Source organism: Spinactinospora alkalitolerans, assembly GCF_013408795.1.
Taxonomy (GTDB): domain Bacteria; phylum Actinomycetota; class Actinomycetes; order Streptosporangiales; family Streptosporangiaceae; genus Spinactinospora; species Spinactinospora alkalitolerans.
Window position 1 is genome coordinate 4,251,738 of sequence record NZ_JACCCC010000001.1, and the last position, 26,165, is coordinate 4,277,902.

General features: G+C 72.4%; 26 protein-coding genes and 1 riboswitch. Of the genes, 13 read left to right on the forward strand and 13 right to left on the reverse strand.

The features are described 5' to 3' along the window. Positions 1-10: 10 nt before the first annotated feature. From HDA32_RS18835 to pyrR, 3 genes are read right to left on the reverse strand one after another with little or no spacing between them, the layout of a single operon-like run. A complete protein-coding gene (locus tag HDA32_RS18835; RefSeq protein ID WP_179644471.1) occupies positions 11-1,309 on the reverse strand; it encodes a dihydroorotase in 1,299 nt (432 codons plus the stop codon). 7 nt (positions 1,310-1,316) lie between these two features. After that, the gene (locus HDA32_RS18840; RefSeq protein WP_179644472.1) at positions 1,317-2,252 is read right to left on the reverse strand and encodes an aspartate carbamoyltransferase catalytic subunit; all 936 of its coding nucleotides are present in this window, start codon (positions 2,250-2,252) and stop codon (positions 1,317-1,319) included. After that, entirely contained in the window at positions 2,252-2,905 is a 654-nt protein-coding gene (gene pyrR, locus HDA32_RS18845; RefSeq protein WP_179644473.1) for a bifunctional pyr operon transcriptional regulator/uracil phosphoribosyltransferase PyrR, read from the reverse strand. The genes HDA32_RS18840 and pyrR overlap by 1 nt, the downstream gene beginning before the upstream one ends. Before the next feature lie 524 nt (positions 2,906-3,429). Between pyrR and bldD the strand changes: the two genes are divergently transcribed. After that, entirely contained in the window at positions 3,430-3,924 is a 495-nt protein-coding gene (gene bldD / locus HDA32_RS18850) for a transcriptional regulator BldD (protein WP_046470953.1), read from the forward strand. A gap of 554 nt (positions 3,925-4,478) precedes the next feature. Here bldD and HDA32_RS18855 read toward each other — a convergent pair. Further along, positions 4,479-4,952, reverse strand: coding sequence for an SAV_6107 family HEPN domain-containing protein (locus HDA32_RS18855; protein ID WP_179644474.1), 474 nt, complete (start codon positions 4,950-4,952; stop codon positions 4,479-4,481). A gap of 315 nt (positions 4,953-5,267) precedes the next feature. Between HDA32_RS18855 and HDA32_RS18860 the strand changes: the two genes are divergently transcribed. Then, positions 5,268-5,756 (forward strand): YbaK/EbsC family protein, encoded by a 489-nt coding sequence (locus HDA32_RS18860; RefSeq protein ID WP_179644475.1) that lies wholly within the window; start codon positions 5,268-5,270, stop codon positions 5,754-5,756. A 126-nt stretch (positions 5,757-5,882) separates the two neighbouring features. Continuing rightward, positions 5,883-6,494: a GNAT family N-acetyltransferase gene (locus HDA32_RS18865; protein ID WP_179644476.1), complete on the forward strand. Its 612-nt coding sequence runs from the start codon at positions 5,883-5,885 to the stop codon at positions 6,492-6,494. On the opposite strand, the gene metF is transcribed toward HDA32_RS18865, so the two are convergent. After that, on the reverse strand, positions 6,412-7,365 hold the full coding sequence (gene metF / locus HDA32_RS18870; RefSeq protein ID WP_179644477.1) for a methylenetetrahydrofolate reductase [NAD(P)H]: 954 nt from the start codon (positions 7,363-7,365) through the stop codon (positions 6,412-6,414). The genes HDA32_RS18865 and metF overlap by 83 nt on opposite strands. Positions 7,366-7,494: 129 nt before the next feature. On the opposite strand from metF, the gene HDA32_RS18875 reads away from it, so the two are divergent. From HDA32_RS18875 to HDA32_RS18895, 5 genes are all read left to right on the forward strand, one after another. Continuing rightward, positions 7,495-8,565 carry a polyprenyl synthetase family protein gene (locus tag HDA32_RS18875; protein ID WP_179644478.1) on the forward strand — a complete coding sequence of 357 codons (1,071 nt, stop codon included), beginning with the start codon at positions 7,495-7,497 and terminating at the stop codon, positions 8,563-8,565. Between the two features lie 172 nt (positions 8,566-8,737). Continuing rightward, positions 8,738-9,979, forward strand: a complete 1,242-nt coding sequence (locus HDA32_RS18880) for a DUF418 domain-containing protein (RefSeq protein ID WP_179644479.1) — start codon at positions 8,738-8,740, stop codon at positions 9,977-9,979. 89 nt (positions 9,980-10,068) lie between these two features. Then, positions 10,069-10,953 carry an SDR family oxidoreductase gene (locus HDA32_RS18885; RefSeq protein WP_179644480.1) on the forward strand — a complete coding sequence of 295 codons (885 nt, stop codon included), beginning with the start codon at positions 10,069-10,071 and terminating at the stop codon, positions 10,951-10,953. Positions 10,954-11,034: 81 nt separating this feature from the next. Then, positions 11,035-11,283, forward strand: coding sequence for a type II toxin-antitoxin system Phd/YefM family antitoxin (locus HDA32_RS18890; RefSeq protein ID WP_179644481.1), 249 nt, complete (start codon positions 11,035-11,037; stop codon positions 11,281-11,283). Beyond that, on the forward strand, positions 11,280-11,654 hold the full coding sequence (locus HDA32_RS18895; protein ID WP_179644482.1) for a type II toxin-antitoxin system VapC family toxin: 375 nt from the start codon (positions 11,280-11,282) through the stop codon (positions 11,652-11,654). The genes HDA32_RS18890 and HDA32_RS18895 overlap by 4 nt, the downstream gene beginning before the upstream one ends. A 41-nt stretch (positions 11,655-11,695) precedes the next feature. On the opposite strand, the gene HDA32_RS18900 is transcribed toward HDA32_RS18895, so the two are convergent. The 3 genes from HDA32_RS18900 to HDA32_RS18910 form a co-directional block, all read right to left on the reverse strand. Continuing rightward, positions 11,696-13,309, reverse strand: coding sequence for a long-chain fatty acid--CoA ligase (locus HDA32_RS18900; RefSeq protein WP_246334415.1), 1,614 nt, complete (start codon positions 13,307-13,309; stop codon positions 11,696-11,698). Positions 13,310-13,441: 132 nt separating this feature from the next. Beyond that, positions 13,442-14,137: a thiamine phosphate synthase gene (gene thiE / locus HDA32_RS18905; RefSeq protein WP_312863240.1), complete on the reverse strand. Its 696-nt coding sequence runs from the start codon at positions 14,135-14,137 to the stop codon at positions 13,442-13,444. 45 nt (positions 14,138-14,182) lie between these two features. Beyond that, positions 14,183-14,542, reverse strand: a complete 360-nt coding sequence (locus tag HDA32_RS18910) for an Rv2175c family DNA-binding protein (protein WP_179644485.1) — start codon at positions 14,540-14,542, stop codon at positions 14,183-14,185. A gap of 135 nt (positions 14,543-14,677) precedes the next feature. Next, positions 14,678-14,789, forward strand: a riboswitch (TPP riboswitch). Between HDA32_RS18910 and thiO the strand changes: the two genes are divergently transcribed. From thiO to pknB, 4 genes are all read left to right on the forward strand, one after another. Continuing rightward, positions 14,786-15,961: a glycine oxidase ThiO gene (gene thiO / locus HDA32_RS18915; RefSeq protein WP_179644486.1), complete on the forward strand. Its 1,176-nt coding sequence runs from the start codon at positions 14,786-14,788 to the stop codon at positions 15,959-15,961. (Overlaps the previous riboswitch by 4 nt.) 204 nt (positions 15,962-16,165) lie before the next feature. Then, positions 16,166-16,366 carry a sulfur carrier protein ThiS gene (gene thiS, locus HDA32_RS30860; RefSeq protein WP_179646791.1) on the forward strand — a complete coding sequence of 67 codons (201 nt, stop codon included), beginning with the start codon at positions 16,166-16,168 and terminating at the stop codon, positions 16,364-16,366. A gap of 2 nt (positions 16,367-16,368) precedes the next feature. Then, positions 16,369-17,166, forward strand: coding sequence for a thiazole synthase (locus tag HDA32_RS18925; protein WP_179644487.1), 798 nt, complete (start codon positions 16,369-16,371; stop codon positions 17,164-17,166). 181 nt (positions 17,167-17,347) lie between these two features. Beyond that, a complete protein-coding gene (pknB, locus tag HDA32_RS18930) occupies positions 17,348-19,315 on the forward strand; it encodes a Stk1 family PASTA domain-containing Ser/Thr kinase (RefSeq protein ID WP_179644488.1) in 1,968 nt (655 codons plus the stop codon). Positions 19,316-19,803: 488 nt separating this feature from the next. Here pknB and HDA32_RS18935 read toward each other — a convergent pair whose 3' ends face one another. From HDA32_RS18935 to HDA32_RS18955, 5 genes are all read right to left on the reverse strand, one after another. Beyond that, positions 19,804-21,501 carry a sodium:solute symporter family transporter gene (locus HDA32_RS18935; RefSeq protein ID WP_179644489.1) on the reverse strand — a complete coding sequence of 566 codons (1,698 nt, stop codon included), beginning with the start codon at positions 21,499-21,501 and terminating at the stop codon, positions 19,804-19,806. Further along, positions 21,498-21,917 carry a hypothetical protein gene (locus tag HDA32_RS18940; protein WP_179644490.1) on the reverse strand — a complete coding sequence of 140 codons (420 nt, stop codon included), beginning with the start codon at positions 21,915-21,917 and terminating at the stop codon, positions 21,498-21,500. The genes HDA32_RS18935 and HDA32_RS18940 overlap by 4 nt, the downstream gene beginning before the upstream one ends. After that, a complete protein-coding gene (locus HDA32_RS18945) occupies positions 21,914-22,651 on the reverse strand; it encodes a LytR/AlgR family response regulator transcription factor (protein WP_179644491.1) in 738 nt (245 codons plus the stop codon). Before HDA32_RS18945 ends, HDA32_RS18940 begins: the two co-directional genes overlap by 4 nt. 203 nt (positions 22,652-22,854) lie before the next feature. Continuing rightward, positions 22,855-24,027 (reverse strand): sensor histidine kinase, encoded by a 1,173-nt coding sequence (locus HDA32_RS18950; protein ID WP_179644492.1) that lies wholly within the window; start codon positions 24,025-24,027, stop codon positions 22,855-22,857. A 110-nt stretch (positions 24,028-24,137) separates the two neighbouring features. Next, on the reverse strand, positions 24,138-24,740 hold the full coding sequence (locus tag HDA32_RS18955; RefSeq protein WP_179644493.1) for a sulfite oxidase-like oxidoreductase: 603 nt from the start codon (positions 24,738-24,740) through the stop codon (positions 24,138-24,140). 327 nt (positions 24,741-25,067) lie between these two features. Here HDA32_RS18955 and aroF point away from each other — a divergent pair, with 327 nt between their 5' ends. Next, positions 25,068-26,126, forward strand: a complete 1,059-nt coding sequence (gene aroF, locus HDA32_RS18960; protein WP_179644494.1) for a 3-deoxy-7-phosphoheptulonate synthase — start codon at positions 25,068-25,070, stop codon at positions 26,124-26,126. Positions 26,127-26,165: the final 39 nt, after the last annotated feature.

Here is a 26,165-nt window from a genome sequence, read left to right on the forward strand (position 1 = left end):
GTTTCTATCGTCACTGGATCTTCCCATCGAGGACCGTCGGGACGCCGCGCAGGAACGTGGCGACCACTCGGCCGGGCAGGGTCATACCCCGGTACGGGGTGTTGCCGCTCTTGGAGGTCATGTTCACCGGGTCGACCTCGCGCCGCACGTCAGCGTCGTAGAGCGTGACGTTGGCGGGCTCGCCCACCCGCAGTGGCCGGCCGTGCCCGGCGAGGCGTCCGATGCGCGCCGGGGTCGCCGACATCCGCTCGGCCACCCCGGCCCAGTCCAGCAGGCCTGTATCGATCATGGTCCGCTGGACCACCGGGAGCGCCGTCTCCAATCCCACCATGCCCATGGCGGCGTTGGACCACTCGGTCTCCTTGGACTCGATCGGGTGCGGCGCGTGGTCGGTGGCCACGCAGTCGATCGTGCCGTCGGCCAGGGCCCCGCGCAGCGCCTCGACGTCCTCGGCCGTGCGCAGCGGCGGGTTGACCTTGTAGATCGGGTCGTAGCTCTCGACGAGCTCGTCGGTGAGCAGCAGGTGGTGCGGGGTGACCTCGGCCGTCACGTCGCAGCCCCGGCTCTTGGCCCAGCGGATGATCTGCACCGACCCCTTGGTGGAGACGTGGCAGATGTGCAGCCGGGAGCCGACGTGCTCCGCGAGCATGCAGTCGCGGGCGATGACGGCCTCCTCGGCCACGGCCGGCCAGCCGGCCAGGCCCAGCCGGTCGGAGACCGCGCCCTCGTTCATCTGGGCGTTCTCGGTCAGCCGGGGCTCTTGGGCGTGCTGGGCGATGACGCCGCCGAAGGCCTTGACGTACTCCAGGGCCCGGCGCATCAGCAGCGCGTCGGAGACGCACTTGCCGTCGTCGGAGAAGACCCGGACCCCGGCGATGGAGTCGGCCATGGCGCCCAGCTCGGCCAGGTGCGCGCCGTCGAGGTTCCGGGTGACGGCGCCCACCGGCTGGATGTCGCAGTGGCCGGCGTCGCGGCCCAGCCGCCAGACCTGCTCGACGACGCCGGCGGTGTCGGCGACCGGGTCGGTGTTGGCCATGGCGTGCACGGCGGTGTAACCGCCGACGGCGGCGGCGCGGGAGCCGCTGGCCACGGTCTCGGCGTCCTCGCGGCCCGGTTCGCGCAGGTGCGTGTGCAGATCCACCAGGCCGGGCAGTGCGATGAGGCCCGCGGCGTCGACGACCTCGGCGCCGTCGGCGGAGACGCCGGGGCCGATGCCGGCGATGACGCCGTCGCGGATCAGGACGTCGGCCGGATCCGCGCCCAGGACGCGGACCCCGCGCAGCAGGTAGGTCGTGTCGGTGTCGCTCATGCCTGGATCAACCCTCCTGGTTCCCGATCGCTGACTCGGACCCGCCGAGCAGCAGGTAGAGCACTGCCATGCGGACGCTCACGCCGTTGGCCACCTGCTCGGTGATGGTGGAGCGCGGTGAGTCCGCGACCTCCGCGGAGATCTCCATGCCCCGGATCATCGGGCCGGGGTGCATGACGATGGCGTCGTCGGGCATGCGCGCGAACCTGTCGCGGTCCAGCCCGTAGCGGCGGCTGTACTCGCGCGCGGTCGGGAAGAAGGCGTCGTTCATGCGCTCGGCCTGGACGCGCAGCATCATCACGACGTCGCTCTTGGGGAGGACCTCGTCGAGGTCGTAGGAGACGGCGCACGGCCACGTCCCGACCGAGACCGGAAGGAGGGTGGGCGGGGCCACCAGGGTGACCTCGGCGCCGAGGGTGTGCAGCAGCAGGACGTTGGAACGGGCCACCCTGCTGTGCAGGACGTCGCCGACGACGGCGACGCGCAGGCCCTCCAGGCGGCCCATGCGCTCGCGCATCGTGTAGGCGTCCAGCAGGGCCTGGGTGGGGTGTTCGTGGGTGCCGTCGCCGGCGTTGAGGACCGCGCCCTCCACCCAGTTGGCCAGCCGGCGGGCCGCCCCGGACGAGCCGTGCCGGATGACGACGCCGTCGGCGCCCATGGCCTGCAGGGTCAGGGCGGTGTCCTTGAGGCTCTCGCCCTTGGAGACGCTGGAGCCCTTGGCGGAGAAGTTGAGGACGTCGGCCGACATCCGCTTGGCCGCGGCCTCGAAGGAGATCCGGGTGCGGGTGGAGTCCTCGTAGAAGAGGTTGACCACGGTGCGGCCGCGCAGGGTCGGGAGCTTCTTGACCGAGCGGTCGCCGACCTGGGCGAGCTCCTTGGCGGTGTCGAGCACCAGGACGGCCTCGTCGCGGGAGAGGTCCCCGGCGGAGAGCAGGTGCCGCATCAGCGATCGACCTCCGCTCCGTCGGCCGCGGGCGCCGCATGCCCGATGCGCGGCCCGGCCGGGCCCAGCAGCACGGCGTCGCGGCCGTCGGTCTCCTCCAGCAGGACCGTGACCTTCTCGCGCAGCGAGGTGGGGAGGTTCTTGCCGACGTAGTCGGCGCGGATGGGCAGCTCGCGGTGGCCGCGGTCGACCAGGGTCGCCAGTTGGACGGCCCTGGGACGGCCCAAGTCGTTGAGGGCGTCGAGTGCGGCGCGCACGGTGCGGCCGGAGAAGAGCACGTCGTCGACGAGGACCACGACGCGGCCGTCGATGCCTTCGGCGGGGATGTCGGTGCGGCCGAGCGCGCGCGCCGGAGCCAGACGCAGGTCGTCGCGGTACATGGTGATGTCGAGCGAGCCCCGCGGGACGGCGCGGTCCTCGACCTGCTCGATGCGCCGGGCCAGCCGGTGTGCGAGCGGGACGCCGCGGCTCGGGATGCCCAGTAGCGTGATGTCGGCGCCGCCCTTGGTGCGCTCGAGCACCTCGTGCGCGATCCGGGTCAGCGCCCGGTTGATCTCGGGGCCCTCGAGAACGGCCCGGGCGTCTTCGGCGCTCCTCCGCGCGGGAGGGCCGCCGACTTTCTCGCCACCGCCTGTGCGCTTTTGGGCACACATAGTGATGACCTCCTTCCCTGCCTCACTGAACAGGTCGTTAAAGGATGTCGGACGAGCATCACGCTACCAGCGCGACCTCGGTGAACCGACGCGGCGGGGGCCCGTATCGAACAGGAGTATGACCCTCGTCACAGCGCTCGACCGCGATTTCCCCACGACGCGGGCGTTCCCGATGCGGGCCCCGTCGGCCACCGGGCAGTGGGAGGTCACGGGATCCCTTACCCCGCAGGCCTTCTCATCTCTCATTGACGGGGCAAAGTGTCCTATTTAATCGCCCTATGAGAGACCCCTCACTTACGCACAGTTTGGCCACTGATTAGTCGCGTTTTCACCTAACGGCTTGACCTGGCGCCCTTACCGCTTTACCGTCACTGTCCGTAACCAATCTGGGTGGAGCAGCTCCGCGCCGCCCCCGCGAAGCAGCGCAGAACGCGAATTTACGGGGACCGTCGTGACAGCCGAGTGAACTCGGGGGTCAGCCGCCCCACGCCAGCCACCATCACGACCGGGGAGCGACGAAGAAGATGCCATCGGAATACGCGAAGTCCCTGGGCGCGCGGCTGCGCGCCATCCGCACCCAGCAGGGCCTCTCCCTGCACGGGGTGGAGGAGAAGTCCCACGGGCGCTGGAAGGCCGTCGTGGTCGGCTCCTACGAGCGGGGTGACCGCGCCGTCACCGTGCAGAAGCTCGCCGAGCTCGCCGACTTCTACGGCGTCCCGATGTCGGAGCTGCTGCCGGGCGGCGCGGCGCCGACCCCGCTGGGCCCGACGCCGAAGCTGGTCATCGACCTGGAGCGCATGCAGCAGCTGCCGCAGGAGAAGGCCGGCCCGCTCGCGCGCTACGTCGCCACCATCCAGAGCCAGCGCGGCGACTACAACGGCCGGGTGCTGTCCATCCGCCAGGAGGACCTGCGCTCGCTCGCGGTCATCTACGACCGCTCGCCGGCCGACCTCACCGAGGAGCTCATCAACTGGGGCGTCCTCGACCCCGAGGCGCGCCGCGCCGTGGACGCGTTCTAGGAGCCGTCCCACCCGGCATCCGATCTCTTCTTCGCCGGCGGCCGCGCCCCGATGCGGGCGCGTCCACCGCCAAACGCAGGGCGCCGCGTCCGTCAACGGCGTCCGCGCTCCCCCGTGCCCCAGGGGAACCGGCAGCGCAGCACACCGGAGAATCCGCGGCGGCCGCGTCGACCGATCGACGCGGCCGCCGTTGTGCATGGGGCCTTCCGGACCACTGGGTTCGCCACCTCGACCACAGGGGGTCGGTAAGGCCTGCCCCAGGGGGCGCGGTGAACGGGCGGCCCTCGTGTGGCCGAAGGCCCGTTTTCGCGGGGTGTCCGGCTCCGCGCGGAACACATCGGTTACCGCGTGGTCCAGGCCGAAACCCCGGTGTCGGCCCCAGCCCAAAGCGCGGGTCTGCTTCGCGCACGGGTGCACGGTTCACCTCAACGGGCCTTCGGCCACACGAGAGGACCGCACCCGCACGAGCCCCTTCCGGGGCCGGGGTTACAAACCCCTGAAGCCAGGCCTTCTCCAAACCATTCCGAGGCCCCGGATTCCCTCGCGTCGCGGTCCTAGCTCGCGCGCGGGAGCACCGTGGGGTGGCGGGGGACGCCGACGGTCGTCTCGGCCAGGGAGAGGAAGACCTGGGCGTCCTTCAGCAGGTCGTCGGCTTCGGCGGCGGTGACCGCGCTGGGCAGATTGGCCTCGGCCGCGGCCCGCTTGGCCGCGCCGGCCGCGAAGAACGCGGCCCACTCCCTCAGCTCCGGCGCGGCCTCGGGCAGCATCTCCCACACGCTGCGCGGCCGCCTGCGGCGGGACGGGCGCTGGGTCGGCTCCCCGCGCTGGGCCAGCACGGCCGCCGCCGCGCGCAGCCCCGCCATGTGGGCGCTGACGTAGCGGAGTTCGGGGACGGTCGTGGCCGCGGCGTCACGCAGGTGCTGCCGTGCTGATTCCAGCATGTTCAGGGCCGCGGGAGTCGGCCGCCGGGGCGGGTGCGCGGCGGCGGTGTCGGCATCGGAGAAGATCGGCGGCTGCGACATGGCCATGGTTCCTCCAAACCGGCGCCGTGGTGGACGCGGTCGAGCGAGAGGCTTCCCCTCCCCCCGCCCGACCGCTCTCGCCCCGGCCGCCACGGGGGCAGCGACCGGAGACGAGCCCTGGAGGGGGCTCCACGGTCACCCGGAATCGCCCCGCCTGCGCGGGGAGCACTGCGAGTGGTTCTCTAATCCATGCATTCAACCGGGCCTGATTCCAGTGAACCTCATCGAACACCTGTTCGTCAAGCCCTTTCACCTGCGGTTTTCTCGCCGAATTCCGTTGACGGGCGCTCCGACCCCGGGCTCGGGCATACAATCCCGGCCATGCATCCCAACGCCCGGAAGGTCGCGGACCGCCTCGCCGAACTCGGTGCCGCCGGCGAGATCCGCGAACTGCCCGACTCCGCCTCCACAGCGGCCACGGCGGCCGCCCAACTGGGGTGCGACGTCGGTGCGATCGCGAACAGTCTCATCTTCGCGGTGACCAGTGACAATTCCGCAGAACCCCGCCCCGTGCTGGTCCTCACCAGCGGCGCGCACAAGGTGGACACGGCCAAGGTCGCCGCGCTGCTCGGCGCGGCGAAGGTCGGGAGGGCGGCCCCGGAGTTCGTGCGCGAGCACACCGGCCAGCCCATCGGCGGCGTGGCCCCCGTGGGCCATCCCGCGCCGATCCGCACGCTGGTCGACGAATGGCTGCGCAAGCACGACCCCCTGTGGGCCGCCGCGGGGCACCCGCACACCGTGTTCCCGACCTCCTTCGACGAGCTGGTCGGGATCACCTCGGGTTCGGTCGCCGACGTCGGCCGCGATTAGCCGCGGGCGAGCGGAGGCCGCGGGCACGGCCGCGCGGGGACCCGGCGCCGGGTCCCCGCGGCACGCGAACGGCCCGGGACGGGCGATCCCGCCCCGGGCGCTCCGCGCAGTGCCTAAGGTGGCGTTGTGGAGACCGAAATCGAGCTCTGGGAGCTCGCAGCCCCGGCATTCCTCCGTGCGGTCCCCGCGCTGATGGAGATCTACGCGGCGGCGATGTCGCCGCCGCGGGACCAGCTACCCGGTCGGCGCACCGTCATGGAGCACCACACCGGGCTGCCCCTGTTCCACTCGGTCACCGCGGTCTCCCCCGACGGGGAGAGCGCGGTGGGGTTCGCCTACGGGTTCCACGGCCAGGGCGGGCAGTGGTGGCACGATGTGGTCACCCACGAACTGCGCCTGCGCGACGAGGCCGCCGTGCCCCGCTGGTTCGGCGACTCCTTCGAGATCGCGGAGGTGCACGTCCATCCGGACTGGCAGGGCCGCGGCGTCGGCCGCGGCATGCTGCTGCGGCTCACGCAGGCGCGCGCGGAGCGCACCGCCGTGCTGTCGACGCACACCGGCTCGACCCCGGCCCACGGCCTGTACCGATCGTGCGGGTTCGCCGACGTGCTGCCGGAGTTCTACTTCCCCGGCAGCCCCGAGCAGCCGTTCACGATCATGGCCGCGCCCCTGCCCCTGCGGGCACCCGGGAACCGGCGACCTGCTGGTAGATCTCGCGGGTGGCGGTGGACTGGTTGAACGTGATGAAGTGGATTCCGGGCGCGCCCTCGTCCAGCAGCCGCTCGCACAGCCGGGTGGCCTGCTCGATGCCCAGCCGCCGCACGGCGTCGGGATCGTCGGCCGCCTTCTGGAACTCCTCGGCCAGGTGGCGCGGGAACGGCGCGCCCGAGAGCTGCTCGGACCGCTCGATCGTGGCGAGCTTGGTGACCGGCATGATCTCGGGGATGATCGGCACGTCGCAGCCCTTGGCCGCGACCCGGTCGCGCAGCCGCAGGTACTCGTCGGCCTCGAAGAACATCTGGGTGATCGCGTAGTCGGCGCCCGCGCGGCACTTGCGGACGAAGAACTCGACGTCGTCGTCGATGCCGACCGAGCGCGGATGCTTGTAGGGGAACGCCGCCACGCCCACGCAGAAGTCGCCGCTCTCCTTGATCAGGCGGACCAGTTCCTCCGCGTACTCCAGGCCTTCGGGATGCCTGACCCACTCGCCCAGCGGGTCGCCCGGCGGGTCGCCGCGCAGTGCGAGGACGTTGGACACGCCCACTCCGGCGAACCGGCCGATGAGGTGGCGCAGCTCGCGGACGGAGTGGTCGACCGCCGTCATGTGCGCGACCGGCAGCAGCGTGGTGTCGGTGGCCATGCGTTCGGTGATGTCGACCGTGCGGTCGCGGGTGCCGCCGCCCGCGCCGTAGGTCACGGAGACGAAGGACGGCTGCAGGGCTTCGAGCTGGCGGATGACGTGCCAGAGCTTGCGTTCGCCCTCAGGGGTCTTCGGGGGGAAGAACTCGAAGGAGAAGGTCGGTCGGCCGGCGGCGAGGAGGTCGCGGATGTGCCGCGGTCGCGGAGCGAGCCCCTGCGGCGCGGCGGAACGTGTCGGTGACCCAAGCATGCTCCTTACCTTAGGCCACCCGTTCCGCGGGGGCGGGGGAGAGCCCGGCCACAATGGTCCGCCGCCGGCCCCGCACGCGCCGCGGCCGGGCGGGACGGCCCTCTGCCGAGCAGCGGATAATGTGCCTCCATGAGCTCCTCGCACTCCTCCCCCGTCTCCTTCGTGCGGCCGACGGTCGACGCCGAGATCGACGCGTTCGTCGAGCGGCGCCGCGCACAGCTGCTGGAGGTCGGCCCGGAACTGGCTCCGGTGCTGGAGGCGCTGGACGCCATGCTGACGGGCGGCAAGCGGCTGCGGCCGGCGTTCTGCTACTGGGGGTGGCGCGGCGCCGGGGGCGAGGACGTCCCCGCGATCTACACGGCCGCGGCGGCGCTGGAGTTCCTGCAGGCCTGTGCGCTGATCCACGACGACGTCATCGACAACAGCGACACCCGGCGCGGCCTGCCGGCCACGCACCGCCGACTGGCCGCGCTGCACGCCGGGTCGGGCTGGGGCGGCGACTCCGCCGGGTTCGGCGAGGGCGCGGCGATCCTGCTCGGCGACCTGTGCCTGGCGTGGTGCGAGGAGATGTACCAGGCCAGCGGGCTGGACGCCGGGGCGCTGGCCACCGGTCGGGTCCCCTTCGACCTGATGCGCACCGAGGTGATGGCCGGCCAGTACCTCGACCTGGTCGAGCAGGCGCGCGGCGCCGACACCGTGCAGGCGGCCCTGCGCGTCATGCACTACAAGACCGCCAAGTACACGATCGAGCGGCCGCTGCACCTCGGCGCGGCGCTGGCCGGGCGCCACGAGGAGCTCGGCCCGGTCTACACCGCCTACGGCCTGCCCCTGGGCACGGCCTTCCAGTTGCGCGACGACGTTCTGGGGGTCTTCGGCGACCCGGCCCAGACGGGCAAGCCGGCGGGCGACGACCTCCGCGAGGGCAAGCGCACCGTGCTGGTGGCCGAGACGCTGCGCCTGGCCGGCGCGGCCGACGCGGCGGAGTTCCGCCGGCGCCTGGGCGATCCCGGGCTCACGCCCGAGACCGTGGAGTGGATGCGCGGCGTCATCACCGACAGCGGCGCGCTGACCTCCTGCGAGCGGCGCATCGACCGCTACGTCGAGGAGGCGACGGCCGCGTTGGAGACCGACGCGATCGCCGACAGCGCCCGTTCGGCGCTGTCCGACCTCATCGTGGCCACCACCGCCCGCAAGTACTGACCAGGCGGGGCGGCACTGGGCCGGACGGAGGAAGCCGCCCCTGACCGCGGGAGGACGCCGGTTCCGTCCGTTTCGTCCGCGCGGCGGATGACGCCGGCCGGGCGGCCGTTCCAGGCTGGAGGGGCGCGCCGCGGCAGCGGCGGGCGGCCACCGGACGGAAGTAGTCGCACCCATGAGCAGCCCCGAGTCCACGGTCCGCGGCCCGGTCCGCAGCGAGGAGCGGACCCTGGCGCCCGACCTCGCCCGCGGCTTCATGCTGTTGCTGATCGCCCTGGCCAACACGGTCTGGTACATCTGGGGCCGCGAGGTCGGCGCCGCCACCGTCCACCCGGCCGGGGGGTCGGTGCTCGACCGGATCGCCCAGTTCGTGATCATCGTCGCCGTGGACATGCGGACCTACCCGATGTTCGCTCTCCTCTTCGGCTACGGCATGGTGCAGTTGCTGACGCGCCAGCAGGCGGCGGGACGCTCGCAGGCCGCGGCGCTGGCCCTGCTGCGACGGCGCAACCTGTGGCTGCTGGCGTTCGGGTTCGCGCACGCCGCGCTGCTGTGGATGGGCGACATCCTCGGCGCCTACGGCCTGGCCGGGCTGCTCCTTGGGTGGCTGTTCCTGCGGCGCCGCGACCGCACGCTGCTCGTCTGGAGCGCGGTCGGCACCGGCCTGCTCGCCCTCATCGCGGTCTCCGGCATCGTGGGCGCCATCGCCGTGGCCTCCTCCCTCGGTGCCCCCGCCGAGCCGGCGGTGAACACGACGGCCGCGATGGCGGCCAACATCAGCGAGGAGGACCCGCTCGCCGCCGCCGTGCAGCGCGTCATGGTCTGGCCGGTCATCGTGCTCGGGCAGGGGCTCCTTGGACTGGCCGTTCCCGTGGCCCTCCTGCTCGGCTTCTGGGCGGCCCGGAACCGGATTCTGGAGGAGCCCGAACGCCACATGGGACTGTTGCGCCGGGTCGCGGTCGGCGGCATCGCGATCGGCTGGCTCGGCGGCCTGCCGAACGCGCTGGCCCACCTGGGCCTGCTCGATGTCCCCGAGGCCGCGGGCTGGGTCTTCTCCTCGACCCAGCCGGTCACCGGCCTGGCCGCCGGCGTGGGCTACGTGGCGCTGTTCGGCCTGATCGGCGCCCGGCTGACCCGCAGCGGGCGGCGGGGCCCGTCCACGACCGCCGTCGCCGCCGTGGGCAAGCGCTCCCTGTCGTGCTACCTGGCCCAGTCGGTGATCTGCGCGCCGCTGCTGACCGCATGGGGCCTCGGTTGGGGCGGGGTCTTCGGCAGCGCGGCCATGGCGGCGTTCGCCGTCGCCACCTGGCTGGTGACGGTGGCCGGGGCCTACGCGCTGGAGCGCGCGCACAGGCGCGGACCGGCCGAGGTGCTGCTGCGGCGGCTGGCCTACCGCGACGCCGCGCCCGTCCGATAGCGGTCGGGGCGCCGCCCGGCGGCCGTCCCTTTGCTCACGTGCGCGCCGATGGGTGCGCACAACGGGTCATTCACCGAAGATAGGGAGACATGGGTGATGATCAGGAAGCAAAGCGCAGCATCGGCATAACCGGCGTCACCGGCTCCATCGGCGGCCGGGTGGCGGCGCGGCTGGCCCGCCGGGGCCTGGCGCAGCGGCTCGTCGTCAGGGACATCAACCGGGCGCCGGAGCTCCCCGGCTCCAGCGCGGTCATGGCCGCCTACGAGGACGCCGCGGCCTTCGAGCGCGCCGTGAGAGGAGTCGACACCCTGTTCCTGGTGTCGGCCCCGGAGGCCGCCGACCGGGTCGACCTGCACATCAGCGCGGTGGACGCCGCGGTCTCGGCCGGGGTGGACCGGATCGTCTACCTCTCCTTCCTCGCCGCCGCCCCCGCCGCGACGTTCACGTTCGCGCGCGACCACTTCTACACCGAGGCCCACATCCGCTCCACCGGGGTGGCGCACACGTTCCTGCGCCCCTCCCTCTACCTCGACCTGGTGCCGTACTGGGCCGACGCCTTCGGCGTGGTCCGCGGTCCGGCCGGCCGGGGCCGGATCGCCTGGGTCGCCCGCGACGACATCGCCGACGTGGCCGCGGCCGTGCTCACCGGCGGATCGGTGCACGACGGCCGGACCTACGACGTCACCGGACCGGAGTCGGTGACGCTGTCCGAAACCCTCGACCGGTTCTCGGCCCTGACCGGAAAGCACCTGAGCTACGTCCCCGAGACCTGGGAGGAGGCGCTGGAGTCCCGGCGCGGCTCGGGCGCACCGGAATGGGCCGTCGAGGGCTGGGCCAGCTCCTATGCCGCGATCGCCTCGGGCGAGCTGGACGTGGTCAGCGACACGGTCCAGGACCTGACCGGCCACCCGGCCTGTTCCATAGAGGGCTACCTGCGCAAACACCCCAGCGCACTGTCCCACGTGCACACCTGATCCACAGCCCGCGCGAAACGATGGCGGCACGCGTGAGCGTGCCGCTACCTTGATGAGCAGGAACTCGAAAGGAGTCCGTTCATGGAGCCCGCATACCAGTACGACCTGGACGAGACCGATGTCCAACTGGCCGACCTCCTGCAGGACGTCGAGTCGGGACACGACGTCGTTCTCAACCGCCACGGGGAGCCGGTCGCCAAGGTCATCCCGCTTCGTCCAACGCCCAGGCGTCCCGGCCCCGGGCTGTGGAAAGGCAAGGTGCGCATCGCGGACGACTTCGACGAACTGGACGATGAGACCCTCGCCGCCTTCAACGGAGAGCGCCCGTGAGGCTGCTGCTGGACACCCATATCTTGCTGTGGTGGCTTGAGGAGAGCCCGAAGCTCTCCGCTTCCCTACGAGCTCTCCTCATCAGCGAAGACGAGATCTTCGTAAGCTCTGCGACCGCCTGGGAGATGTCGATCAAGTCGGCACAGGGCAAGCTCTCCGTCCCCGACGACCTGACGGCGGCCCTGCGTTACTACGGCTTCCAGGAGCTCCCCATCAGCGTCGCCCACGGGCTGAGAGCCGGGGCACTGCCCCGCCACCACGGCGACCCGTTCGACCGGATCCTGGTCGCCCAGGCCCAAGAGGAGGGGTTGACCCTGGTGACTCAGGACGGTGCCGTCCAGAAGTACGACGTCGCCACATTGAGCGGCTGACCCCGCCCGTCTCGTGGCGGGCGGGGCCGACCGGACGCCGGTCAGTCCCGGACGTCGACGACCTCGAGGGAGCCGTCGGCGTGCCGGTGGCGCAGGGTCTTCTTGTCGAACTTGCCGACGCTGGTCTTGGGCACCTCGTCGACGAACGCCCAGTGTTCGGGGAGCTGCCAGCGTGCGACCCTGTCGGCGAGGAAGGTCCGCAGCCCGGCGGCGTCGACGCTGTGTCCCTCCTTGACCACCACGGCGACCAGGGGGCGCTCGTCCCATTTGGGGTCGGGGACGGCGACCACGGCGGCCTCCGCGACGGCCGGGTGCGCCATGACCTGGTTCTCCAGCTCCACCGAGGAGATCCACTCCCCGCCGGACTTGATGACGTCCTTGGCCCGGTCGGTGAGCCGGAGGAAGCCGTCGGGGGTGAGCGTGCCGACATCACCGGTGCGCAGCCAGCCGTCGTCGAACTTGGCGGGGTCGTCGTCGCGGTGATAGGAGCCGGTGATCCAGGGACCGCGCACCTCCAGTTCGCCGACGCTCTCCCCGTCGTGCGGCATCGGCCTGCCCTCCGCCCCGATCAGCCGCCCCTGGACGGAGGCGGGCAGCCGGCCCTGGCTGAGCCGGTAGGCCCACCGCTGCTCGCCCTCGGCGCCGGCGGGCGCGTGGGCGACGCTGCCCAGCGGCGAGGTCTCGGTCATGCCCCAGGCGTGCAGCACCGGAACGCCGTAGCGCTCCTCGAACGCCTTCATCAGCGAGGGCGGGCAGGCGGAGCCGCCGACGACGACGCGTTTGAGCGAGGAGACGTCGCGCGGAGCGGCGTCCAGTTCCTGGAGCAGCCCCTGCCAGATGGTCGGCACCGCCGCGGCCATGGTCGGCCGCTCGGCGGCGATCATGTCGGCGAGGGCCGCGGGCTGCAGAAAGCGGTCGGTGAGCAGCAGCGAGGACCCCGACATGAGCGCGGCGTAGGGCATCCCCCACGACATCGCGTGGAACATCGGGACGACCGCGAGCGAGTAGTCGGCCTGGCCGACGGCCATGCCGTCGCTCATGCAGACCTGCATGGAGTGCAGCCAGATCGACCGGTGGCTGTAGACCACGCCCTTCGGGTCGCCGGTGGTGCCGGAGGTGTAGCACATGGCCGCGGCGTCGCGCTCGTCGACGACCGGCCAGTCGAACTCCTCCGGCCGGCCGGCGATGAGGTCGTCGTAGCGGTGCACCCGGACGCCTTCGGCGGCGAGGTCGCCCGGGTCGCCGCCGGCCACGACGACGTGGCGCACCGTCTTCATGCGGGGCAGCAGCGGGGCGAGCAGTGGCAGCAGCGAGGCGTCGGCGATGACGACGTGGTCCTCGGCGTGGTTGGCGATGTAGGCGATCTGGTCGGCGTGCAGCCGGATGTTGAGCGTGTGCAGCACCGCGCCCATGGCCGGGACGGCGAGGTAGGCCTCCAGGTGCTCCTGGTTGTTCCACTGGAACGTGGCCACGCGCTGGTCGCCGGTGACCCCCAGTTCGCGCAGGGCGTGGGCCAGTTGGGCCGCACGGCGCCCGACCTCGGCGTAGGCGGTGCGGCGCGGCTCCGCCCCGGTCCAGGTGACGACCGTAGACCCGCCGTGCACCGTCGTGCCGTAGCGGACCAGGTCGGCGATTGACAGCGGTACGTCCTGCATGGTGCTGCGCATAGGTCATCGCCCCCATCGCTGGTAATGCCGGGTGTGATCGGTGCCACGAGGGTAAGGGGCGAGAGACGTCGGGGGTAGGGCGGAAAGACGACCGTTACCTAACGGTGTTAGGGCACTGTCTCACGACACCGGGCCGACGCCGCCGGACGCGGTTCCGGCACCGCGCTCCCCCGCGGCCACCAGCCTGCGCTTGAACTCGGCCGCAGCCGCCCGAGGGTCCTCGGCCAGGGTGATGGCGCGGACCACGACGACGCGGCGGGCGCCCGCGTCCAGTACTTGGCCGAGATTGGACAGGTCGATGCCGCCGATGGCGAACCAGGGGCGGTCGGTGCCGAGTCCGGCCGCGTGCTCCACGACGGACAGGCCGGCGGCCGGGCGCCCCGGCTTGGTGGGGGTGGCCCAGGCCGGGCCGACGCAGAAGTAGTCGACGCCCTCTTCGACGGCCGAGGCCGCGGCCATCTCCGGGGCGTTGTTGGACCGCCCGATCAGCGGCCCGGGACCGATGATCTCGCGAGCGTGCGGCACCGGCAGGTCGTTCTGGCCCAGGTGCAGCACATCGGCGCGCACAGCGCGGGCGATGTCGGCGCGGTCGTTGACCGACAGCAGTGCGCCGTGGCGGTCGCACGCCTCCCGAACGGTCTCCAGGCACTCCAGCTCCTGGCGGGTCTCCAGGGTCTTGTCGCGCAACTGGACGATGTCCACGCCGCCCGACAGCGCCGCGTCCAGGAAGTCGGCCAGGTCCCCCTGGCCCTGGCGGGCGTCGGTGCACAGGTACAGCAGGGCGGAGTCAAGGCGCTCCCGCAAGCTCGCATTCACGCCGCCCAGCATAGGACCGACGCCGCCGGGCGGCGGAGGGCGGCCCTACAGCGCCAGTGCCTGGGCGCGGCGGCGCACCTCGGTGCCACGGTTGGCGATGAGGGCGTCGATCGGGGCGCCGGGCAGCGTGTCGTCGGCCGTGAACAGCCAGCGCAGCGCCTCGTCCTCGGTGAAACCGCAGTCGGCGAGGACGGTGAGCGTACCGGAGAGGCCCTTGACGATCTCGCCGTCGGCGATGAAGACGGCGGGGATCGACCAGACCCCCGAGCGCCGCACCCCGAGGAGCTTGTGGTCGTTGATCAGTTGTTTGATCCGATTCGGACTGACACCGAGCGCCTGGGCGGTCTCGTTGATGGTGAGCCAGTCGCCCACGAGGGCGTCGGTGTCGCGGTCAATCTGTGTCACGTCAGCCAATCTCCCACATACCACTGGAATCCAAACGCGGACACGGGGCGTTATCGCTGTAGGCGTAGTGGTGAGCGGTGACGAGCGGGCGCGTTGCCCCCACCGCGCCGCGACGTTCTAGCATTGCCGTAGAACATGAAACCCCGCGGGAGCCGGGTGGGACCCGGCTGAGAGGGAGGCTGTGAGCCTCCGACCGCACGAACCTGATCCGGATCATGCCGGCGAAGGGAGTGGAGGCGAGACGTGCGCACACCACCATCCGACCACGGTTCCTCCCGGCCCGCCCCCGATGTCGTCGTCGTCGGAGCCGGGCTGATCGGCCTGGTCACCGCATGGCGGGCGGCCCAGCGGGGACTGCGGGTGAGCGTCGTCGCGCCGGAGCCGCACGCGGCGGCCTCCGGCGTCGCCGCGGGGATGCTCACCCCGGCCACCGAGGCCGCCTTCGGCGAAGAGGCCCTCATGCGGTTCGGGATCCACTCCCGCGACCGCTACCCCGGTTTCATCGCCGAACTGGAGTCCGAGAGCGGCCGCGACGCCGGGTACCGCGCCGAAGGGACCCTGCAGGTCGCCTTCGACACCGACGACCTGGCCCGGCTCACCGAGCTGATGGAGCTGCAGGGCCGGCTCGGCGTCAAGGCCCAGCGGCTGACCGGCCGCGAGTGCCGGAGGCTGGAACCGATGCTGGCGCCGTCGGTGCGCGGCGGCGTCCTCGCGCCCGAGGACCACTCCGTCGACCCCCGCCGGCTGATGGCGGCGCTGCGGGCCGCGGCGCTGCACCGCGGCGCCGAGCTGGTCACCGACCGCGTCACCGAGGTCGTCGTATCCGGCGGCGCCGCGCTGGGCGTGCGCCTGAGCGGCGGCGACCGCCTGGACGCCGGGCAGGTGGTGCTGGCGGCCGGCACCTGGACCCCCGGCATCGGCGGGGTGCCGGCCGACGTGCTCCCGCCGCTGCGTCCGGTCAAGGGGCAACTGCTGCGGCTGCGCACCCCCGAGGGCGAGGAGCCGATCGTCACCCGCACGGTGCGCGGCCTGGTCAGGGGTACGCCCGTGTACCTGGTGCCGCGGGCCGACGGCGAGATCGTGCTCGGCGCCACGCAGGAGGAGACCGGGTACGACACCCGGCTCACCGTCGGCGGCGTGTGGGAGGTCCTGCGCGACGCCCGCGAACTGGTCCCCGGCGTCAGCGAACTGGAGATCGCCGAGACCTGCGTGGGCCTGCGCCCCGGCTCCCCCGACAACGAGCCGCTGCTCGGTCCGACCCGGATCCCCGGGCTGCACCTGGCCGTCGGCCACTTCCGGCACGGCGTGCTGCTGACCCCGGCGACCGGCGACGCCATGGCCGAGGCGCTGACCGGCGCACCACTGCCCGACCACGCCCGCAGGTTCGCCGCGACCCGTGACCTCGGTGTCCCGGCCTGACTGATGTTTGACGACCGCGCTCGCACAGGGGGTTGGCTGTCGCAGTGCGCGCAGCGCCGGCGGCACAGCAGGTCCGAGCCCTGGAAATCCCATCCCGCCCCACGAACGCAGCAGTCAGAGTTCGATGAGCACCCCTTTGACCGGCCATGCCCAATCGACGCCGGCCGCGCGCCCGACGTCCCCGCGAAGGAAGAAGTGAGTCCCGTGCACGTGATCATCAACGGTGAGCGCCGCGACATGGCGCCCGAGACCACGGTCGAGTCCGTGGTCCGCTCGCTGACCGATGCCGCCAGTGGCGTCGCGGTCGCGGTCAACGACGAGGTCGTGCCCAAGACCGAGTGGTCCAGGACCGCGGTCGCCGAGAACGACCGCGTCGACGTCCTCACCGCCGTCCAGGGAGGTTGACGATGACCGCCGCAACGACCGAGGCACCGTTCCCCGCGACCGGCCGCGACCCGCTGGTCATCGCCGGGCGCGAGTTCGGCTCCAGGCTCATCATGGGCACCGGCGGCGCGCCGTCGCTGCACGTCCTGGAGGAGGCCCTGCTCGCCTCCGGCACCGAGATCACCACCGTCGCGATGCGCAGGGTGGACCCGGGCACCCAGGGGTCGGTGTGGGACGTGCTGCGCACCAACGGCATCCGGCCGCTGCCCAACACCGCCGGCTGCTTCACCGCCGCCGACGCCCTGCGCACCGCCAGGCTGGCCAGGGAGGCGCTGCAGACCGACTGGGTGAAGCTGGAGGTGGTGGCCGACGAGCGCACCCTGCTGCCCGATCCGGTGGAGCTGCTCGACGCGGCCGAGCGCCTCGTCGACGACGGGTTCGTGGTGCTGCCCTACACCAACGACGACCCGATCCTGGCCCGCCGCCTGGAGCAGGTGGGCTGCGCCGCGGTCATGCCGCTGGGCGCGCCGATCGGGTCGGGGCTGGGGATCCGCAATCCGCACAACATCGAACTGATCGTCGAGCAGGCCGGCGTGCCGGTCATCCTGGACGCCGGCATCGGCACCGCCAGCGAGGCCGCGCTGGCGATGGAACTGGGCTGCGACGCCGTCCTGCTGGCCACCGCCGTGACCCGGGCTCGGGAGCCGGCGCTGATGGCGGCGGCGATGCGCGATGCGGTCACAGCGGGTCGCCTGGCGCGGCGGGCCGGGCGCATCCCGGTGCGCCGCTACGCCCACGCCTCCTCCCCCGCGGCGGAGTAGCCCGCCACCGCGGACGCGACCCCGGGCGCACACTCGTTCACCCTGCGTGGCGGCACCCCGGATCTCCGAGAAGAAACGGGGGCCGTCCGCAGGAGTCTGAGGTGGAGCGTTACCCCGTCCGCGACTCGCAGAAACCGCCTTCCTCTCACTTCTCACCGCAATCGCCCGTAAACTCACCTTCGTGGACATGACGACTGCGGACCCGCTTGTTGGCACGACGCTCGACCATCGCTACTACGTCGAGTCCCGTGTCGACGGCGGTGGCATGGCCACGGTCTACGTCGCGCACGATCTGCGGCTGGACCGGCGCGTCGCGCTGAAGGTCATGCATTCCTCCCTCGCCCAGGACCCCCACTTCGTGCGCCGCTTCATCAACGAGGCGCACTCGGTGGCCAAGCTCTCCCACCCCAACGTCGTGCAGGTCTACGACCAGGGCACCGACCAGGGACACGTGTACCTGGCCATGGAGTACGTGCCCGGGCGCACGCTGCGCGACCTGCTCACCGCCCGGGGCCGGCTCGACCCGCGCGACGCGCTGCAGGTCATGGTCCCGGTGCTGGCCGCGCTCGGCGCGGCCCACCAGGCCGGCATGGTGCACCGCGACGTCAAGCCCGAGAACGTCCTGCTCACCGAGGACGGCCAGGTCAAGGTGGTGGACTTCGGGCTGGCCCGCGTCGTCGAGGCCACGCAGCAGAACCTCACCAAGACCGGCACGCTCATGGGCACGGCCGCCTACCTCGCGCCGGAGCAGATCTCGCGCAGCGTCTCCGACGCGCGCACCGACGTCTACGCCGCCGGCATCATGCTGTACGAACTGCTCACCGGTCGGCAGCCGCACACCGGCGAGAGCCCGATCGCGATCGCCTACCAGCACGTCAACGAGGACGTGCCGCGGCCCTCGCGGACCGTCCCCGGCGTGCCCCAGGAGATCGACTCGCTGGTCACCCGGGCCACCGAGCGCGATCCGCGCTACCGCCCCGGTGACGCCGGGCAGTTCCTCACCTCGGTGTTCGCCGTCTACCAGGCGATGCCCGAGACCGGCCCCGACATGCCGCTCACCCGCACCCCCGCCGCCGCCGGGACGGAGCCGGCCACCGGCGAGGGCTCCAACAGCACCCTGGTCGTCGACCTCAACGAGGTCGACCTCCCGCCGGCCGAGTACGGCGACGACGGCGCCCCCGCCCGTCGGCGTCCCAACCTGAACTACCCGCTGCTGCTCGTGGGCGGCGTGCTCCTGGTGGCACTGCTGGGCCTGGGCTGGTGGATGCTGCTCGGCCGCTACGAGAGCGTCCCCGACCTGGTCGGCATGGGCCAGGAGCAGGCGCAGGAGGAACTGTCCGGGGCCGGGCTGAAGATCGAGGTGTCGGACGAGCGGGTCTACAGCGACGAGGCCGAGGAGGGCATGATCGCCGAGAGCACCCCGGCCCCCGACGAGCGCATCCTCCCCGGCGAGACCGTGACCGTGGCGCTGTCCCAGGGGCCGCAGACCGTCGAGATGCCCGATGTCGTCGGCAGGCCCGTGGGCGAGGCGCGCGAGCTCCTGGAGGAGCAGGGCATCACCGAGATCGATGAGGAGGAGACGGTCTCCTACGAGGAGGCGCCGGGGACCGTGCTGTCCTCCGACCCCTCCGCCGGCGACGGCGCCGACCGGGAGGAGAGCGTGACGCTCCAGGTCAGCGCCGGCTTCGACCTGCCCGACGTCGTCGGCCTCAGCCAGGACGACGCCACGCGCCAGCTCGAGGAGAACGACCTCGCGGTCGACGTCGCCGAGAAGCCCAGCGACGACGTGCCCAAGGGCGAGGTCATGGAGCAGGCCCCGGCCGCGGGCGAGAGCGTCGGCAGCGGCGACACCGTGACCATCACCGTCTCCTCCGGTCCCGAGGAGATCGAGATCCCCGACGTGCGGGGGATGAAGGCCAAGGACGCCAGGAAGCAACTGGAGGAGCTCGGCTTCACCGTCAAGGTGACCCGGATCCTCGGCGGCGACCGGGTGGGCTCCTACAGCCCCGAGGGCAAGGCGCAGGAGGGCGCCGAGATCGAGCTGTTCGTGTCGCCCTTCGCTCCGGGCGGCGGCGGTGACGACGACGACAACGACGACAACGACGACAACGGCGACAACGGCCGGGGGCGGGGCCGGGGCGGGGACTGACCGGGCGCCGGGCGAAGGCCGGGCTGACGGGTGGTGACCGCTGCGTTCGGGGGCGAGATGGGGCTTTCGGGCTCGGACGGCCGTGCCGCTGGCGACTTGCGCGCACTGCGATGGCCGACCCCCTGTGCGGATCCGATCGCCCGACATCAGTGAGGGTCCGCACAGCGGTGTCGCCCGGCCGCCATCGTCGTGCGATGGCCGCCGGGCGACGCGCTCCGACGCCGCTCCCCTCCGTGCCGCGGCGCTTGCGCTCCGCGGGCTGACGGCGCCGGGTCTCTCCCCCTCTTCACGAGCGACCGGCCGGCAGACCGAGGCGTGTCGACCGATACGGCGATCGGCCGGTCGCTCAGCCATCACCCTACGGCGTGTGCGGTCTGCGAACCGCTCTCTTCGGCCTTTGATCGACGGGCGGTGCCGAGAGGTCGCCATGCGGAAATCCGCCATCGACGAACGGTCGCTCCCGGACGGCGAACGGTCCGGACGGCCCGTCACGGGATGCGCGGGGTCTCCTCGGGAAGGTGCATGCGCGCGAGCACGGCCGCGACGTCACCGGGCACCCGGCGGCGGGTGAGCCGGGAGACGACGACCATGACCGCGAACGTGAGCGGGACGAGCACGATGGTGGCATCGGCCGGCAGGCCGGTGCCCGCCTCCCCCTCGGCCGTGAGCAGCGTGCTCGCCGCCGTGCCGAGCAGCCCGGTGACCAGTCCCGCCGCGGCCCCGGCATCGGTCAGCCCGCGCCACCAGATGCCCAGCAGCAGGAGCGGGGCCACCGTGGCCGCGCTCAGCCGGAACGCGGGGACCACCATCGCCATCAGGCCGGCCTGCGACAGTTCGGGGAGCGCGACGCTGACCGCGAGCGGCACCCCCACCGCCATGGCCGCCCCGAGCCGGAACGCCTGGGTGCCGCCGCCGAGGACGCACTGGGAGATGGTCCCGGCCAGCGCCGTGACCAGGCCGACCGACACCGTGATGACGGCCACGGCCGCGCCCGCCGCCACCAGGGCGGTCAGCAGCACGCCGGAGAGGCCCGGGGCGATCCGTCCCGGCAGCTCCAGCACCAGGAGGTCGGTGCGCGCCGTGGTCAGCAGGTCGCCGGCGTAGACCCGGCCCAGCCCGGCGTAGACCACGGGGAAGATCGAGAAGACCGCGATCAGCGCGAACACCACGACCACCGTCCGGCGCGCGGTGCGGGCGTTCGGCGCGCCGTAGAAGCGCGCCACGAACTGGGGCAGCCCGACGACGCCGAGCGCGAGGGCGATGTAGACGGAGTAGGCGTCGATCAGCGGGACGTCCACGCCCACCTCCGCCCAGCGCCCGCCCTCCTTGACCGGCAGGTCCGCGTGGTGCGGGACGGCGGCGCCGGCCTCGAAGGACAGCGTGCTGCCCGCCGCCACCTCGTGCGCGCCGGCTTCCAGACGCACCGTCTCCCCGTCCAGGGACCGCCGGCCCAGCTCCCCGCTCACCGTCACCGGCGTGCTCTCCGACACGCGCAGCCGCTGGTCCCGCTCGATGTGCACCGACGTCGGCTCGCGGAAGCGGGGGACCGTGTCGGCTTCGATCCGCCGGCCATCCTGAACCTGCCAGAGCACCAGGAGGGCCATGGCGGGCACGCCGATGGCGACGAGCTTGAACCAGAAGTGCACCGCCTGGAAGCCGGTGCTGGACCCGCCGGAGCAGCACAGCACGATGACCAGCACGATCGCCGCCAGCGCCGCCCAGCCCGCCCACCCCGGCAGGCCGCTGAACCTGCGCACCAGGAGTCCCGCGGCGCTGAACTGCGCCAGCAGGTACAGCCAGCCGGCCGCCACCACGCAGATGCTGACCACCCGGCGCACCTTGCGTGAGCGCAGCCGCCACTCGGCGAAGTCCGAAGGGCTGTAGACCCCCGCTCGGCGCAGTGGGGCGACGACCAGGGCCGTCAGCACGCAGTATCCGAGGGCGATCGCGGTGAGCAGCCACATGACCTGGAAACCGTGGACCAGCATGACCCCGGCGAGGCCGAGGAACGTCACCGCCGAGAGGTACTCGCCGCAGACGGCCGCGGCGGAGGACAGGACGTGCGGAGGCCGGACGGCCGCCGTGAAGTCCGACGTCGCGCCGGAGCGGGTGTGGAAACCCGCGACCGTCAGCACGACGAGCAGGGTGATGGCCATGAGCAGCGCACCACCGACGAGCTCGATCACCGGCGGTCCTCCGGCTCGGCCGGATCCGGGTGCGCGGCACCGTCCGCCCTGAACGCGGCCCGACGTTCCAGCCGCTCGACGGCGCTCACGTGGGCCATCATCGCGAGCACCGCCAGGGGCGGCAGCCCCACCGCGACGGCGATCCAGCCCGGCCGCAGCCCTCCCGAGCACGCCCCGCTGAGCGAGGGGCGGAGGGTGAAGACCATCGGCAGGACCAGCAGCACCAGCGCCACGACGGCGACGAGCGCCAGCCCCAGCGACAATTGGCGGCGCATGAGCCGGGTGCAGTCGGGGACGCGGTCGGCGCGCGCGGGAACGGGAGCGCCGGCCCGCATCGCCCGCTGGGTGGCCGGGCCGACGACCACGGTGCGGCGGGGAGGGGCCGCGCCGCCGGGGGGAACCGGGCGGCGGTTCACGACACGCCCGGATCCCCGGAGATCCGCCGGATGAACTGGTCGCGCACTTCACGGGTCTGCCTGCGGCTCACCGGCAGCAGTTCCTCGCCCACCTTGACCCTGGCCCGGGAGCCGTCGAAGTGCAGTTCGCAGACGTGCCGGGCGGCGACGAGGACGCTGCGGTGGATCCGCACGAACCCGGCGCCGTCCCATTCGCGTTCGAGGGCGCCCAGCGTGCTGCGGATGAGGTAGCTCCCTTCGGCGGTGCGCAGCCGCACGTAGTCGCCCTGCGCCTCGGCGTAGAAGACGTCGGTGCGCGGGATGAAGCGGACCCGCCCCGCCAGTTCGACCGCCACCCTGTTCTCCTCCGGCCGGTGGCCGCGCACCCGGGCGAGCCGGCCGAGGGTGTCGGCCAACCGTTCCTCCCGCAGCGGCTTGAGCAGGTAGTCCAGCGCCTTCAACTCGAAGGCCGTGACGGCGAAGTCCTCGTGCGCCGTGACGAAGACGACCTCGGGCGGATGCGCCAGGGCGGAGGTGAACCGGGCGAGGTCGATGCCGCTGGGACCCGGCATGTGGATGTCGAGGAAGAGGGCGTCGAGGTGGTCGCCGGCGGCGACGAGGTCGCTGACCAGCCGCATGGCCGATGTGGCGTCGCCGGCCGTGGCCACGTCCCCCACCCTCGGGTCTCGCTGGAGCAGATAGGCCATCTCCTCAAGTGCCGGGACCTCGTCGTCCACGGCAAGGACACGAAGCATGGCAACGAGGATGGCCGAGCCCGTCACCCACTGCAACCGGTTTGGCACGAAGCGACGGGAACGGAGGCGCGAACGACCGGATGCCCTGATATATGCGGGGTTCCGGCTTCATCGCGGGGCCCGTTCCGGCCGGGAGCCGACGAATCGGTCCCGGCCGTACGTCGCCCGGACGGCGGCGGGCAGCTCACCCGGTGCGCCGCTCGTCACTCGGACAGGAACTTGGGGATCCGCAGGTTGATCTTCGTCCCCGCGCCGACCTCGGTCTCGATCACCAGGCCGTAGGCGTCGCCGAACATGTTGCGCAGCCGCTCGTCGACGTTGGCCAGGCCGATCCCGCCGGAGTCGGCGGAGTCGGCGGGCCGCCGTCCGGCCAGAACCGCGCGCAGCCGCCGGGGGTCCATCCCGACGCCGTCGTCCTCGACGCTGATGTGCGCCTCGGCCCCCGCGTCCCGCGCGATGAGGCTGAGCCTGCCCGGCCCGTTGCCGCCCTCCATGCCGTGCCGGATCGCGTTCTCCACGAGCGGCTGCAGGCACAGGAACGGCACCTTCACCGGCAGCACCTCGGGCGCGACGCGCACGGTGACCCGCAGTCGGGAGCCGAAGCGCGCGCGCTCCAGCGCCAGGTAGCGGTCGATCGAGTGGAGCTCCTCCTCCAGGGTGGTCAGGTTGCGCGGCCCCCGGAAGGAGTAGCGGGCGAAGTCGGCGAAGTCCAGCAGCAGGCCGCGGGCGCGGGGCGGGTCGGTGCGCACGAACGAGGCGATGGTGGTCAGGCAGTTGTAGACGAAGTGCGGGGAGATCTGCAGCCGCAGCGCCCGGAGTTCGGCGTCGGCCAGCTCGGCCCTGGAGCGGTCCAGTTCGGCCAGTTGGAGCTGGCCGGAGATCCAGCAGGCGACCTCCGCGGTGACGTCGGCGAGCACCGGGGAGGGTGCGGTGTCGAACGCCAGCAGCGCGCCGACCGGGGCGTCGTCCACGGTGAGCGGCGCGACGGCGACCGCGCGCAGGGGGCAGCGCGGATCGTCGCAGGCGATCCGGTCGTCGACGAGCGGCCGGGCGTCGACGAGCGCCGACTCGGCCAGGAGCAGTGCCGTGTCGGCGTGCTCCGATCCGGCGCCGTGCCAGGCCAGCGTCTCGGTCGCGTCCACGATCGCGGCGGCCTGGCTGCCCAGCAGCGCCCGCACGTGCCGGATGGCCCGGCGGGCGGGCTCGCGCCGCAGGCCCTGGCGCAGCGCCGGGGCCGCCAGGGCAGCCGTGCGCAGGGTCGCCCGGGTGGCGTGGGCGTCGAGGACCCGGTGCCTGCGGGAGGCCAGCGAGCGCCGGAGCAGCTCGCCGGCGCAGGCTAAGGCGATCAGGCTGCTGGTGACCGCGACGTAGAGCATGGGCACAAGCTAGAGGATCGATGCCCCAAGCGCGCCCTTTTCCGGCATTGTCGGCCGGCGCCCCGCCGCGGCGGCCGCCCTGCTCCGCGATCCGCCGGGACGGGGCCCGGTCAGTCCAGAGAGGGACCTTGACCGGGCTCCTCCTGGTAGGAGTAGCGCTGCTCGGCCCAGGGGTCAGCAAGGTTGTGGTAGCCGCGCTCCTCCCAGAAGCCGCGCCGGTCGGCCGTCAGGTACTCCACCGCGCGCACCCACTTCACGCTCTTCCAGCCGTACAGGTGCGGCACCACCAGGCGCACCGGGTGCCCGTGCTCGGCGGCCAGCCGGTCGCCGTCACGGTGCGTCGCCAGGAGCACGTCGGGGCGCAGGAAGTCGTCCACGCGCAGGTTGGCGCTGTAGCCGTACTCAGCCCAGACCATGACGTGGGTGACCGAAGGGTGCGGCGGCGCCAGCTCTACCAGGGACGACGTCGAGACGCCCGACCACCGGTTGTCCGGGATGGTGAACTTCGTCACGCAGTGGAAGTCGGCGACGACCTCGATCCGCGGCAGTTCCTCGAACTCCGGCCAGGTCCAGCGGTACTCGCCGAGTGTCTCGGTGACGCCGTAGACGCGGAAGTCCCACCGTTGCGGGCGGAACCGCGGCACCGGCCCGTAGTGCAGGGCCGGCCATCCGCGCGGCACGTACTGCCCCGGCGGCAGTCGATGCTCCGACAATCGTTCTCCTTCGTGGCCCGTCGTGACAATCCTGCCAGGCGCCGGTGACGCTCCGAATCGGACCCCGGTCGCGCCGGGCACCCGCACCCGTGCGCTATAGTTCCAGCCATGCAGCGGAAGTTTTGGCGCTTTTATGGCTACCGGCCCTCGGGTAGGACGGTCGCCTGTCAAGCGCTGCGCTGACACGGACGACGTTCGAAGAGCCCCGGGCCGCACGGCCCGGGGCTCTTTCGTTTGTCCGGCCCCGCTTCTGCGGCGCCTCCCGCGCTCCCGAAGCCCTTCCCCGCCAAGAACCGTTATCTCCGACGAGCCTAAGGAACGACGCACATGGTCATCGTGATGGCGCCCGAAGCCACCTCCGACAACATCGACACCATCGTTGATCTGGTCGCCACCGCGGGTGGTGAGGCGTACGTGACCAGGGGTGTGACCCGGACGATCATCGGGCTCGTCGGAGACGTCCAGCAGTTCGAGACTCTTGACCTCAGCGCGATGCCGGGAGTGAGTGACGTGCTGCGCATCTCAGCGCCCTACAAACTGGTCAGCAGGGAGAACCACGTGAGCCGCACGGTGGTCAGCGTCGCCGGGGTGCCGATCGGCGGCGAGAACATGACGCTGATCGCCGGCCCCTGCGCCGTGGAGACCCCGGAGCAGACGCTCGAAGCGGCGCTGATGGCCCGTGCGGCCGGTGCGTCGCTGCTGCGCGGCGGCGCCTACAAGCCGCGCACCTCCCCCTACGCCTTCCAGGGCCTGGGCGAGGCGGGCCTGAAGATCCTGGCCGACGTGCGCGGCGAAACGGGCCTGCCGATCGTCACCGAGGTGGTCGACGCCGCCGACGTCGAGCTGGTGGCCTCCTACGCCGACATGCTGCAGATCGGCACCCGCAACATGCAGAACTTCGCGCTGCTGCAGGCCGCGGGCGAGGCCGGGCGGCCGGTCATGCTCAAGCGCGGCATGAACGCCACCATCGAGGAGTGGCTGATGGCCGCCGAGTACATCGCCCAGCGCGGCAACCTCGACATCGTGCTGTGCGAACGCGGCATCCGCACCTTCGAGAAGGCCACGCGCAACACCCTCGACATCAGCGCGGTGCCGGTGGCCCAGAAGCTGTCGCACCTGCCGGTGATCGTGGACCCGTCGCACTCAGGCGGCAAGCGCGACCTGGTGCTCCCGCTGTCGCGGGCGGCGATCGCGGTGGGCGCCGACGGCATCATCGTCGACGTGCACCCCACGCCGGAGACCGCGCTGTGCGACGGCCCGCAGGCCCTGGTGGGCGACGACCTCGCCGAGCTCGCCGACGTGGTCGCGACGCTGCCCGGCATGCTCGGCCGCACTCCGACCCCGGCTCCCGCGCCGGCCCCCGCGCCGATCGCCGCGGGCGTCTAGCCGCTCGTGCGCCCGTCCCGAACGTGCGACCGGGGCGGG